This is a genomic window from Pseudarthrobacter sp. J47 (assembly GCF_049810315.1).
Lineage (GTDB): Bacteria > Actinomycetota > Actinomycetes > Actinomycetales > Micrococcaceae > Arthrobacter.
In genome coordinates this window covers 1,230,235-1,243,176 of sequence record NZ_CP187358.1, presented here as the reverse complement: position 1 = coordinate 1,243,176, position 12,942 = coordinate 1,230,235, and the positions used below count along the sequence as shown (strand labels likewise).

10 protein-coding genes are annotated in these 12,942 nt (G+C 66.0%); 9 read left to right on the top strand and 1 reads right to left on the bottom strand.

The annotated features are described in order from the left end of the window. Positions 1 to 13 precede the first annotated feature (13 nt). Positions 14 to 904, bottom strand: a complete 891-nt coding sequence (locus ACPJW8_RS05615; protein ID WP_330186829.1) for an NAD(P)-dependent oxidoreductase — start codon at positions 902 to 904, stop codon at positions 14 to 16. Between the two features lie 268 nt (positions 905 to 1,172). On the opposite strand from ACPJW8_RS05615, the gene ACPJW8_RS05610 reads away from it, so the two are divergent. The 9 genes from ACPJW8_RS05610 (at position 1,173) to ACPJW8_RS05570 (ending at position 12,939) form a co-directional block, all read left to right on the top strand. Then, entirely contained in the window at positions 1,173 to 2,756 is a 1,584-nt protein-coding gene (locus ACPJW8_RS05610; protein ID WP_330186828.1) for an acyl-CoA carboxylase subunit beta, read from the top strand. After that, the gene (locus ACPJW8_RS05605; RefSeq protein ID WP_425256422.1) at positions 2,753 to 3,016 is read left to right on the top strand and encodes an acyl-CoA carboxylase subunit epsilon; all 264 of its coding nucleotides are present in this window, start codon (positions 2,753 to 2,755) and stop codon (positions 3,014 to 3,016) included. The genes ACPJW8_RS05610 and ACPJW8_RS05605 overlap by 4 nt, the downstream gene beginning before the upstream one ends. A gap of 112 nt (positions 3,017 to 3,128) precedes the next feature. After that, positions 3,129 to 4,811: a DUF885 domain-containing protein gene (locus tag ACPJW8_RS05600; RefSeq protein WP_330186827.1), complete on the top strand. Its 1,683-nt coding sequence runs from the start codon at positions 3,129 to 3,131 to the stop codon at positions 4,809 to 4,811. Positions 4,812 to 5,072: 261 nt separating this feature from the next. Continuing rightward, positions 5,073 to 6,521, top strand: coding sequence for a dicarboxylate/amino acid:cation symporter (locus ACPJW8_RS05595; RefSeq protein WP_330186826.1), 1,449 nt, complete (start codon positions 5,073 to 5,075; stop codon positions 6,519 to 6,521). A 149-nt stretch (positions 6,522 to 6,670) separates the two neighbouring features. Beyond that, entirely contained in the window at positions 6,671 to 7,330 is a 660-nt protein-coding gene (locus ACPJW8_RS05590; protein ID WP_425256421.1) for a TetR/AcrR family transcriptional regulator, read from the top strand. Positions 7,331 to 7,388: 58 nt separating this feature from the next. After that, positions 7,389 to 9,914, top strand: a complete 2,526-nt coding sequence (locus tag ACPJW8_RS05585) for an MMPL family transporter (protein WP_330186825.1) — start codon at positions 7,389 to 7,391, stop codon at positions 9,912 to 9,914. A gap of 9 nt (positions 9,915 to 9,923) precedes the next feature. Continuing rightward, positions 9,924 to 10,556, top strand: coding sequence for a nucleoside triphosphate pyrophosphatase (locus ACPJW8_RS05580; RefSeq protein ID WP_330186824.1), 633 nt, complete (start codon positions 9,924 to 9,926; stop codon positions 10,554 to 10,556). Between the two features lie 127 nt (positions 10,557 to 10,683). Further along, positions 10,684 to 12,495 carry an acetyl/propionyl/methylcrotonyl-CoA carboxylase subunit alpha gene (locus ACPJW8_RS05575; protein ID WP_425256420.1) on the top strand — a complete coding sequence of 604 codons (1,812 nt, stop codon included), beginning with the start codon at positions 10,684 to 10,686 and terminating at the stop codon, positions 12,493 to 12,495. Positions 12,496 to 12,510: 15 nt separating this feature from the next. Continuing rightward, complete coding sequence (locus tag ACPJW8_RS05570; RefSeq protein WP_330186823.1) at positions 12,511 to 12,939, top strand: YybH family protein; 429 nt, start codon at positions 12,511 to 12,513, stop codon at positions 12,937 to 12,939. Positions 12,940 to 12,942 lie beyond the last annotated feature (3 nt).

Here is a 12,942-nt window from a genome sequence, read left to right as displayed (position 1 = left end):
CCCCGGAGCGTCTTTAGAGGAAGATGTCCGGCACCAGCTGGTCTTCGGGGGCGCCCAGGCTGTACGGGGTGAAGTCCCTGACGCCGGCGGCGGCCAGCACTTCCTCATCCGTGTAGAACTTCCCGCTTTCGCGGCCGGTGCCTGGAGCCCGGTGGGATGCGGTGAGGACAGCGTGGGCGGCGTCGGCCATGATTTCGGGCCCACGGGCGGCTTCTGCGATCCTGCTGCCGCCGGGCATATTCCGGATGGCCGCTGTATCGATCAGGGTGCAGGGCCAGAGCGAGTTGACGCTGATGCCCTTGCCCTTGAACTCCTCCGCCAGGCCCAGGGTGGTCAGGCTCATGCCGTATTTGGCCATGGTGTAGGCCAGGTGGCTGCCTGCCCACTTGGGGTCGAGGTTCAGCGGCGGACTCAAAGTCAGGATCTGCCCGTCACCGGATTCCAGCAGCGCCGGAAGAGCCAGTTTGGCCAGCAGGAAGGTGCCGCGGACGTTGATGTCCTGCATGAGGTCGTAGCGCTTCATGTCGATGTCCGGGGTTTTGGACAGGTCTATGGCGGAGGCGTTGTTAATAACGACGTCGATTCCACCGAAGGTGCCAACGGCTGCGGCAACAGCGGCGGCAACGTCGTCGTCGTTCCGGACGTCCCCCACCAGGGGCAGCGCCTTGCCACCGGCTTCCTCCACCTGGGTGGCAGCGGTGAACACCGTGCCCTCAAGCTTCGCGTGCTGCTGGCCGGTCTTGGCAAGCATGACGATGTTCGCGCCGTCACGCGCCGCGCGGAGGGCGATGGCCAGGCCGATTCCACGGCTGCCGCCGGACATCAGGATGGTGCGGCCCTTCAGCGAGCCTTGGGGCTGGTACGGCGTGGAAACAGTGCTCTGAGCATCATTGCTGGCAGTCATAGCCATACTGTAGCGGAGAAATGTTACCGGCCAGTAACATCGTGGTGCGGCCGGCAGAAACAACCGGCGCCGCAAAATTGTAGGGTTTCTACAGCGGTCCCGGCGGTTGGCGTCATTAGACTAGCCAACAGGCGCGTACCCAGCCGGAAAGACTGCCTGGCACATTGTGCGGAAGCTACTTAATTCCCGGCAGGGCGGCCCCTGTATTTTTCGCTTCACATCTTCACTGAGTACTGCACCGAACCCGAAACAGAGCCGGAGACACCTGATGAGCCACGATCTGACCACCACAGCGGGGAAGATTGCCGACTTCCGCGACCGCCAGGCGCGCTCGGAACAGCCATCGGGGCCGGAAGCGATCGAAAAGCAGCACGCCCGCGGAAAGCACACCGCCCGCGAGCGCATCGACCTGCTGCTGGACGAAGGCTCCTTCGTCGAGTTCGACGCCCTGGCCGTGCACCGCTCCACCGCGTTCGGCATGGAGAAGAAGAAGCCGCTCGGTGACGGCCTCGTCTCCGGCTACGGCACCGTGGATGGCCGTCCGGTTGCCGTCTACAGCCAGGACTTCACCGTCTATGGCGGCTCACTCAGCCAGGTCAACGGCGAGAAAATCGTGAAGGTCCAGGAGTTTGCCCTGCGGAACGGCTGCCCCGTGGTGGGCATCCTGGACGGTGGCGGAGCACGCATCCAGGAGGGTGTCGCCTCTCTGGCCATGTTCGCGGATATCTTCCGCAACAACGTCCACGCCTCAGGGGTTGTCCCGCAGATCTCCGTGATCATGGGCCCCTCCGCCGGTGGCGCCGCCTACTCCCCCGCCCTGACCGACTACGTGGTCATGGTGGACAAGACCTCGCACATGTTCATCACCGGCCCGGACGTCATCAAGACGGTCACCGGCGAGGACGTGGACATGGAAACCCTGGGCGGGGCACGCCAGCACAACGCCAACACCGGCACGTCCACCTACCTGGCCGCGGACGAAACAGACGCCCTGGAATTCGTCCGTGAACTCCTGGACTTCCTGCCCTCGAACAACCTCTCCGAACCGCCGGTCACCGAACATGACCAGGAGCTGGAGGTCGACGCCGATGACCTCGCCCTGGATGCCCTGATCCCGGACTCCGCCAACCAGCCCTACGACATGCGGACCGTGATCGGCCAGCTGGTGGATGACGCGCACTTCCTGGAGATGCAGTCCCTGTACGCGCCGAACGTGATCATCGGTTACGGCCGGATCGAGGGCCACACGGTGGGCATCGTGGCCAACCAGCCCCTGCAGTTTGCCGGCACCCTGGATATTGCCGCGTCCGAAAAGGCAGCCCGCTTTGTGCGCAACTGCGACGCCTTCAACATTCCCATCATTACCCTGGTGGACGTGCCGGGCTTCCTGCCCGGCAAGGACCAGGAGTTCCAGGGCATCATCCGCCGCGGCGCCAAGCTCCTCTACGCTTACGCCGAAGCCACGGTTCCCAAGCTCACCGTCATCACCCGCAAGGCCTACGGTGGCGCGTACATTGTCATGGGTTCGAAGAAGCTGGGCGCAGACCTCAACCTTGCCTGGCCCACCGCCCAGATCGGCGTGATGGGTGCCCAGGGCGCCGTCAACATCCTGTACCGCCGCGACCTCGCCGCCGTTGCCGAAGCCGGCGGCGATGTTGAGGCCCGCCGCGCCGAGGTGATCCGGCAGTACGAGGAAGAGCTGCTGAACCCCTACCAGGCCGCCGAGCTGGGGTACGTTGACGCCGTCATCGCCCCGTCGGAGACGCGCGTGCAGATCATCCGCGGGCTGCGGGCGCTGCGGGACAAACGCGCCTCCCTGCCCACCAAGAAGCACGGGAACATCCCGCTGTGACCGCCGAAAAACCGGTGGTTGAGCCTGTCGAAACCGAGCCTGTTGAAACCGGGCCTGTCGAAACCGGGCCTGTCCTGTCCGTGGTGAAGGGTAATCCCACGCCTGAGGAGCTCGCGGCGCTGACCGCCGTCGTGCTCTCCCTTCCGGGAAGCGAAACCGCCGCACCCCTGCGGCCCAGTATCCGGCACTGGGTGCGCCGCCAGCAGCTGCGGCTCGCCCCCACCCCGGGCCCAGGAGCCTGGCGGCGCAGCCGGGGCTGACTGTCCGTCACTGCGGCAGGCGGCCCACATTGCAGGAACAGGGCAGTCGCTGCAGCGCATCCGCGGCGTGGCGGGCCTTCGAAGTGGGCTGCGCCACTACTAGTCTCGTCTCATGACTAACCCAGTTGCTCCTTCCGCGCGCCCCCACACACCCATCGACGGCGTAGCGGACCACTACACGGACACCCTGATCCGGCTCAACCCGAGCTTTGCCACAGAGCTGGGCATCCCCGGCCACGAAACCGAATATCCGGACTACTCTCCTGCCGGCATTGCCGAACTGGCGGCCGAGGCCCGCAAGGCACTCGCGGAGCTGGACGGCCTGGCGCCGGTTGACGACGTTGACGCCGTCACCCTTGACGCTATGGGCGAACGGCTGGGCCTCCTCCTGGAAATCCACGAGTCCGGCTGGGATGCCGCGGACCTGAACAACATCGCCTCCCCCGCCCAGGAAATCAGGGCCATCTTTGACCTGATGCCTACCGGTACCGCCGAACAGTGGGAGCACATCGCGGGCCGCGCCCACAACGTGCCTGCCGCCCTGGCCGGCTACATCGAATCGCTGCGCTCCGCCAAGGAAGCCGGCCGTGTGTCCGCAGCCCGGCAGGTGGAAACCGTGATCGAGCAGACCACCAAATACGCCGCCGGGGACGGATTCTTCGCCAAGCTTGCCGCTGACGCGCGGATCGACGGCCAGCCGCTTCCCGCCGGGCTGCAGGAAACGCTCGACGCCGGTGCTGCCGCCGCCCGGAGCGCCTACGCGGACTTCGCCGTGTTCCTTCGCGACGAACTGCTGCCCGTTGCCCCCGCCAAGGATGCTGTGGGCCGCGAGCGCTATGCCCTGGCCTCCCGGAACTTCCTGGGCGCCACCGTGGACCTGGAAGAAACGTATGCCTGGGGCGTCCAGGAGCTGCAACGGCTGATCGATGCGCAGCAGGCCGTGGCGGAATCCATCAAGCCCGGCGCCACCGTGGCAGAAGCCAAAGCGATCCTGAACAACGATCCCGCCCGCCAGCTCAAGGGCACTGCGGCGCTGCAGGCCTGGATGCAGGAGCTCTCGGACAAGGCAGTTGCCGAACTGGCAGGGGTCCACTTCGACATCCCCGAACCGATGAAGACCCTCGAGTGCCGGATTGCTCCCACTGACGAGGGCGGCATCTACTACACCGGCCCCTCGGAGGACTTCAGCAGGCCCGGGCGCATGTGGTGGTCAGTCCCGGCCGGCGAGGACAGCTTCACCACCTGGGCAGAGACCACCACCGTGTACCACGAGGGCGTTCCGGGCCACCACCTCCAGGTCGCAACAGCCACCTACCGCAGGGAGCTGCTGAACAAGTGGCGCCGCAACGTCTGCTGGACCTCAGGACACGGCGAAGGATGGGCACTCTACGCCGAGAAGCTCATGCAGGAACTGGGCTACCTGTCCGATCCCGGAGACCACATGGGCATGCTGGACATGCAGCGCATGCGCGCCGCCCGGGTTGTCTTCGACATCGGCGTGCACCTGGAGCTGGAAGTACCCTCCGCCTGGGGCTCCGGAACCTGGACGCCGGAGAAAGGCTACGAGTTCCTCCGGGCCAACCTGCCCATCAGCGACGGCCAGCTCAAGTTCGAATTCACCCGTTACCTGGGCTGGCCCGGCCAGGCACCCTCCTACAAGATCGGGCAGCGGCTCTGGGAGGAAATCCGGGCCGAGCTTGAATCCCGGCCCGGGTTCAACCTCAAGGACTTCCACACCCGGGCCCTGAACATCGGTTCCGTTGGCCTGGACACCCTCCGCCGGGCGCTGCTCTAGCCTCGTTGCTCACAGAGGTCCGGAAGGCCCACATCCTCTGCGTGCTCGCTCGTTCCTCGCTTGGACGCACGCTGCCGGATGTGCGCCTTCCGGACCGAACGTTCAGCGAGACTTTTAACACAGCCGCGCAGGGAATATCTTCATAAATGGGGCTTAAATGGCGGAATTGCTGGGATTTAGTCGCTTGGTCGCGTGCCGGCCGGCGTAATATTTCTCAACGTCCTTTCGTGGTGGTATTCGGCGGGGGCCTAGCTTGTTTCGGTGAGCACATCATCGAGCACCCCCACGTCTTCCGGTACGTCCGGCTTCCAGTTGCCCAAGTGGGCCGGATCCTTCGGCGTCCAAATCATTGCCGCCCTGGTTGTCGGCCTGGCCCTGGGCCTCCTGGCCAAGTACACCGGCAGCACCAAGGAAGCGCCCAACGCGTTGGGCGCCACGCTGCAGACCATCGGTTCCAGCTACGTCGCACTGCTGCAGACCGCCGTCGTTCCCCTGATCTTTACGGCTGTTGTCAGCTCCATCTCCAACCTGCGTGAGGTTTCCAACGCGGCGCGGCTGGCCTGGAACACGCTGCTCTGGTTCGCCATCACCTCGCTGATCGCCGTACTGATCGGCATTGGCCTGGGCGTGCTCCTGCAGCCCGGAGCCAACACCGGCATCACCGGCGAAGGCGAAGCTCCCGGCAAGGTGGGCAGCTGGTGGGCCTTCCTCACGGGCCTGTTCCCCAAGAACTTCCTGGGCCTGGGCGCCAGCACTACGGTGGCCGAAACGGGTGCCACCACGTCGGTCAGCTTCAACGTCCTGCAGATCCTGGTCATCGCGATCGCCGTTGGCATCGCCGCCCTCAAGGTGGGCAAGGCCGCTGAGCCCTTCCTGAACTTCACCGCATCCGCCCTGGCCGTCATCCAGAAGGTCCTGTGGTGGATCATCCGGATCGCGCCGCTGGGCACCGTTGGCCTGATCGGCAACGCCGTGGCCGTCTACGGCTGGGACACCATCGGATCGCTGGGCAAGTTCGCCATCGCCATCTACGTTGGCCTGGCGCTGGTGCTGTTTGTTGTCTACCCCGTCCTGGTGCGCAGCCACGGACTGTCCGTCAAGCAGTACTTCACCGGCGTGTGGCCGGCGGTCCAGCTTGCCTTCGTGTCGCGCTCCTCGATCGGCACCCTCCCGCTCACCCAGCGGGTCACCGAGCGCTCACTCGGCGTCCCCCGCGCCTACGCCTCCTTCGCCGTGCCGCTGGGCGCCACCACCAAGATGGACGGCTGCGCAGCGATCTACCCGGCGATCGCCGCGATCTTCGTTGCCCAGTTCTTCGGCATCCAGCTGGACTTCACCCAGTACCTGCTGATCGCGCTGGTCTCCGTCCTTGGATCCGCTGCCACGGCGGGAACCACCGGCGCCGTGGTGATGCTCACCCTGACCCTCTCCACGCTGGGACTCCCGCTGGCCGGCGTCGGACTGCTGCTCGCCATTGACCCCATCCTGGATATGGGCCGCACCGCTGTAAACGTGGCCGGCCAGGCGCTGGTCCCGACGATCGTGGCACGCCGCCAGGGCATCCTGGATGAGTCGCTGTACAACGCACCGCGCAACGGCAGCCCGTTCGTGGATGACGACGCCGATTCCGCAACTGCGGCTGAAACCACTGCAACCACAGGAACCGGTACCGACGCTGCCGGACGCGAACTGGCCGGCGCGAAGGCCTAGCTCCCGCTGGAGCATCCCCCGCCGGAGAATCCTGTAACAACGGCCCCTGCCCGCAACGCATGTTGCGGGCAGGGGCCGTTGTCGTTCCCACTTCCTCGAAGCTTCCAGACAACTTGCGCAGAGTGCAAAGTTGCACGTAGTGTAATCATGTGAAGGCTTCCCCCGAACAAGCGATCCCACCAGCCCCATCCCGCCGTGAGCTCAATAAAGCGGCAACCCGTGAAGCAATCGCCGGCGCTGCGATGGAACTGCTGCGCAGCAAGGGCTACGGGAACTTCACGGTGGAGGACATCGCCGGCACCGCGGGAATCTCGCGGCGCACTTTCTTCAACTACTTCAATGGCATCGAGGCCGCCGTAGCGTCAGTTTCCGAAGGCTTCCTGGACAACGTCCTGGTCCGGTTCAGGCTGCGCCCCATCGGCGAACCCATCCTCGAATCCGCCCGGGCCGCACTCTCGGAACTTGCGGACCCCATGACCGTGGCGCCCATCGCGGAGATGTACAGCCTGGCGCAAACCAGCCCAGGGCTCCTCCGCTCCGAACTGGAAGCCTGGGACACCTGCACCATCCAAATCACAGAAGCCATCCAGGAACGCATCAGCGCATCCGGCGCGGAGGTCAGCGACCTCTACATCCGCGCGCTGGCCAGTTCCGTCATGGGCTGTGGCAAGGCGGCGGTGGACAGCTGGTTCGCGCAGTGCGGAGCAGACCTTTCCCCTGCGTCCCTGGCCACCTTGCGTTCCCTCCTGATCGAATCGGTCACCCTGCTGGCCCACGGCTTCACCGACGCACCCGCCGCCACGTCCTGACGGCCGCGTCTTCCCACCAAACTTCTCCAGAGACTCCCAACAGAACGGTTCCCACGCCATGGCACTCCTGCTGTACCGACTCGGCAAATTTTCCTACCGGCGCCGCTGGCTGGTGATTTCACTCTGGCTTGCCGCACTCGTGGCCGTTGGCGGCTCCGCCGCCGCGTTCCACGGCACCATGTCCAACAACTTCCAGATTCCCGGCACTGAAACCCAGCAGATGGCGGACAAGCTGAAGGAAGAACTGCCTTCAGCCTCGGGTGGCTCTGCCAGCATCGTCTTTGAAGCGCCCGGCGGCGGATTCACCGCTGAGAGCCGGGCCGCCGTCGCGGATGCCCTGGCCAGGCTGGGGGACCTTCCGGACGTGCGTGCCACGGTGAACCCGTTCACCACCCAGGAACAGCTGGACGCTGCCGGCACCACCATTGCTGACGGCGAGGCACAGGCTGCCGCGGGCCAGGCCCAACTTGATGCCGCCAAGGCACAACTGGACGCCGGAGCCGCCCAGCTGGCGGCAGCGGAACAGCAGATGACAGCGGCCGGGCTTCCCGCCGAGGCCATCGAGGCCCAGCTGGGCGAACAGAAGGCAACGCTCGCCGCGGGCCAGGCCCAATACCAGGCAGGTTCCGCCGAGCTTGAGGCGGCGAAGGCAAAGCTCGAGCTGGGCAAGCGCCAGGCCGAAGCCAGCGAAGGTCTCCGGTTTGTTTCCGAAGACGGCATGGCAGCCATTGCGCAGGTCCAGTTCAACACCTCGATCAACGCCCTCACTCCCGAGGTCCGTGGTGAAGTGCAGGACATCGCCCACAGCGTGTCCAGCGCAGGTGTCACGGCCTATGCCAGCAAGGAAATCACCGAGGACATCTCTGAACTGTTCGGTACCGCGGAAATCATCGGCATCGCCATTGCCGCCCTGGTGCTCATCATCATGCTCGGCACCCTGATCGCGGCAGGCCTTCCCCTGCTGATGGCGATTGTTGGCGTGGCCGTAGGCGTGGGCGGCACGTTCGCGCTGACCGGCGTGATCGACATGAGTTCCATCTCCCCCATGCTCGCGCTGATGCTGGGCCTGGCTGTGGGCATCGACTACTCACTGTTTATCGTCAACCGGCACCGGACCCAGATCCTGGCCGGAATGGATCTTGGGGAATCGGTGGCACGGGCCACCGGAACCTCGGGCAACGCCGTGCTGTTCGCAGGGTTGACTGTGATCATCGCCCTGGCCGCCCTGGTGGTTCCGGGCCTGCCCTTCCTTGCCGTGATGGGCTTGTCCGCCGCGGCCACGGTGGCCGTGGCGGTTGCGGTTGCCCTGACCCTGACGCCGGCAGTGCTGGCGCTGGTGGGCCGCCGCATCGTGTCCAGGCGTGCGTGGGCCAAGGCGGAGGCGCACAACGCCGAGCCCGGCCACGAGCGCGAAGATGAGGCCAAGGATGAGGCCCGCAGTACCCGCGGCTGGGGCGGCTTGGTCACCCGCCATCCCGTCCTGGCGTTGGTTGCCGGCGTTGTCCTCCTGGCCACGATGGCCCTTCCGGCCACCCAGTTGCGGCTTGCCCTGCCTGACGGCGGCTCCGAGCCCGTGGACTCCGAGGCGTATCAGGCGCATGACCTCACCGCACGGAGCTTCGGCGAGGGCATGACCGGACCCATTGTTGTGGTGGGCGAATTCCCCGAAGGCCTGGACGAGTCCGCGGCCCAGAACCTGCAGTATGACGTTTCGGACCTGCTCCGCGGACTCGATAACGTGGTGGCCGCTGCTCCGGTGGCCTTGAGCGAGGACCGCCGGACGGCAGTCTTCCAAGTGATCCCCAGCGAAGGCGCGGCCAGCGAAAACACCGTCCAGGTGGTGGCCGAACTCCGCGACCGCAACGCTGACATCGAGGAGCAGACCGGCGTGCACATCGGCCTGACGGGGCAGACGGCCGGCAACATCGATGTCTCCACGAAGCTGGCTGACGCCCTGCCGCCCTACCTGCTGATCGTCGTCGGACTGTCCCTGCTCTTGCTCCTGCTGGTGTTCCGCTCCATCGTGGTTCCGCTCCTGGCCACCGGCGGCTTCCTGCTGTCCCTGGCTGCTGCGTTCGGCGGAGTGGTGGCGGTTTACCAGTGGGGCTGGCTGGGTGGCGTGTTCGACGTCGCCAATCCGGGCGCCGTGCTGAGCTTCCTGCCGATCATTGTTATTGGTGTGCTGTTCGGCCTGGCCATGGATTACCAGGTGTTCATCGCCTCCGGAATGCGCGAGGCCTACGTCCACGGGCAGCCGGCCAGGCATGCCGTGCAGCTGGGCTTCCGGCACGCGGCGGCCGTGGTCACCGCCGCCGCAATCATCATGGTCAGTGTCTTCGCGGGCTTCATCTTCAGCCACCTCACCATGGTCCGGCCCCTGGGGTTCGCGATGGCCTTCGGCGTGCTGCTGGATGCCTTCGTGGTGCGGATGACGATCGTCCCGGCCCTGATGTACCTGCTGGGCGACAAGGCCTGGTGGCTGCCGAAGTGGCTGGAACGCATCCTGCCGGACGTGGACGTTGAAGGCGCCCGGCTCAGCCGCGAAGAGGATTCGGCACCAACCGCACCCCAGCCAGTCCATTAGGCTGAACCCGTGACCCGGCTGATCCTCGCTTCCCAGTCCCCCGCCCGCACCAAGCTGCTTGCCGACGCCGGCATCGGACACACCGTGATGGTGTCCGATGTGGACGAGGACGCAGTCCAGGCCCGCTACGGGGTGACTGATCCGCACGACACCGCCCTCCTGCTTGCCAGGGCCAAGGGTGAAGCAGTCGCTGCGCTCCCGGAAGCCGAGGGTGCCCTGGTGATTGCTTGCGATTCGGTGTTCGAGTTCGACGGCGAATCCCACGGCAAGCCATACACGGCAGCTGTTGCCCGTGAACGGATGCTTCGGATGAGCGGGAGCGTGGGCGTCCTCCACACCGGCCACTGGCTGATTGACTGCCGGGACACGGACTCCGGAAACGGGTCCGGTGCCACGCTGGGTGCCGTCGCATCAGCGCAGGTGTCCTTCGAGGACATGACCGAAGCGGAAATCGACGCCTACATTGCCACGGGCGAACCGCTGCACTGCGCCGGTTCCTTCACGATCGACGGCCTGGGGGGCGCCTTCATCCGCAAGGTTGACGGCGATCCCCACGCCGTGGTGGGCCTGTCCATTTCCACCCTGCGCCGACTGCTGGCACAGGCAGGCGTGGGCATCACTGATCTATGGACGCAGGGCTGAGCGGCCCATTTCGGGGCAAGTTGTAGCTTCCCTACAAAGGATGACGGCTGCACACGCGGATTCCGCAAGTAATATCGGCGGAACCCTCAAAATCGCGCTAGGCTCCCTGAAGAAAGAAGGAGACGCCTTGTCAGCTATTTCGGAGCAGTCCGCCCCCCACGCACCATCGACCATCACGAAGGTGCTGATCGCGAACCGCGGTGAAATCGCCGTCCGCATCATCCGCGCGGCACGTGACGAAGGCATCGCCTCCGTTGCCGTCTACGCCGATCCGGACAGGGACGCACTGCACGTTCGGCTCGCTGACGAGGCCTACGCCCTCGGCGGGAACACCGCCGCCGAGTCATACCTCCTGATGGACAAGATCATCGACGCAGCTGTCCGCTCCGGCGCAGACGCCATCCACCCCGGCTACGGCTTCCTGGCGGAGAACGCCCAGTTCGCCGCCCGCGTGATCGAGGCCGGCATCACCTGGATCGGCCCGTCCCCCGAGGCCATCTCCGCGTTGGGAGACAAGGTCCAGGCCCGGCACATCGCCGAGAAGGTGGGCGCCCCGCAGGTCCCCGGCACCGCCGACCCCGTGGAGTCCGCCGAGGAAATCCTGACATTCGTTGACAAGTTCGGCCTGCCCGTGGCCATCAAGGCTGCCTTCGGCGGCGGCGGACGCGGCATCAAAGTGGCCCGGACCCGCGAGGAAATCCCCGAGCTGTTCGAATCCGCCGTCCGCGAGGCAACTGCCGCCTTTGGCCGCGGCGAATGCTTCATCGAACGCTTCCTGGACGCACCCCGGCACGTGGAGACCCAGTGCCTGGCGGACGCCCACGGCAACGTTGTGGTGGTCTCCACCCGCGACTGCTCGCTGCAGCGCCGCAACCAGAAACTTGTTGAAGAAGCCCCCGCACCCTTCCTCACCGAAGAGCAGAACCGGCTGCTGTACGAATCCTCCAAGGCCATCCTGAAGGAGGCCGGTTACCTCGGCGCCGGCACCTGCGAGTTCCTTGTGGGCCAGGACGGCACCATCTCCTTCCTTGAGGTCAACACCCGTCTCCAGGTGGAGCACTGCGTCTCCGAGGAAGTCACAGGCATCGACCTGGTCCGCGAACAGTTCCGGCTGGCCCGCGGCGAAGAGCTGGGCTACGAGGACCCCGAGGTCCGCGGCCACTCCTTCGAGTTCCGTATCACCGGCGAAGATCCGGGCCGCAACTTCATGCCGGCACCCGGCGCCATCCGCACGCTCCGCAACCCCACCGGCCCCGGCGTCCGCATCGACTCCGGCGTTGAGCAGGGCGACGTCATCAGCGGCAACTTCGACTCTATGCTCTCCAAGCTGGTTGTCACCGGCGCCACCCGCCGCCAGGCACTGGAGCGTTCACGCCGCGCACTGGAGGAAATGGTGGTTGAAGGCATCCCCACCGTCATTCCGTTCCACCTGGCCGTTGTGGCCGATCCCGCTTTCGCCCCCGAAAGCGGACCGTTCGCCGTCCACACCCGCTGGATCGAAACCGGATTCACCAACAGCCTGGCGGCCTGGACTCCGGAGGGCACCCCGGAAGCTGCAGATGCCGGAGAACGCCAGCGCGTCGTCGTCGAGGTTGGCGGCAAGCGCCTCGAAGTGGTGCTGCCGGCATCACTGGGTTCGCTGTCCGTGGCAACTCCTGGCGGCGCCAAGGCTGCCAAGTCCAAGAAGCGCTCCCGCTCGGCAGGTCCCGCAGACGCTGCTACGGGCAACTCCCTCGCCTCCCCCATGCAGGGAACGATCGTCAAGGTGGCTGTGGCCAACGGTGACGTCGTGGCCGAGGGCGACCTGGTGGTGGTCCTGGAGGCCATGAAGATGGAACAGCCGCTCACCGCGCACCGGGCAGGCACCATCACGGGCCTGACCGCCCTCGCCGGTGAGACAGTGGCTGCCGGCGCTGTTATTGCCACGATCGAAGACTAGGCCCGGAGACAGCACGTGCTCGCACCAAGTTTTGAAGAAGAAGTAGACCGCTACCACCTGGCGGTTCCGGAGATCACGCGAGGGAATCCGCAGCCGGTCAAGGACCTGTACTCCCGGCTGGACGACGTCACGCTGGCCAACCCCTTGGGCGGGATCGCCCGCGGCTGGGCACAGGTGGAGGCGCGGCTTGACCAGGCCTCCCGGTACTACGCCGAGGGCGAGATGCTGGGTTTTGAAACCATCACCTCCTACACCGCCCGGGACACCGCGTACCTCGTAGAGACGGAGCATTTCCGGGCGCGGGTTGGCGCGGGCCAGGGCACGGAGGAGTTCGCCCTGCGCGTCACCAGCATCTTCCGGCGCGAGGAAGGGTTCTGGAAGCTGGTCCACCGGCACGCGGACACCAACGCCCATCCGCAGTCCCGGCGCGCTACGGCCCCCTGACGC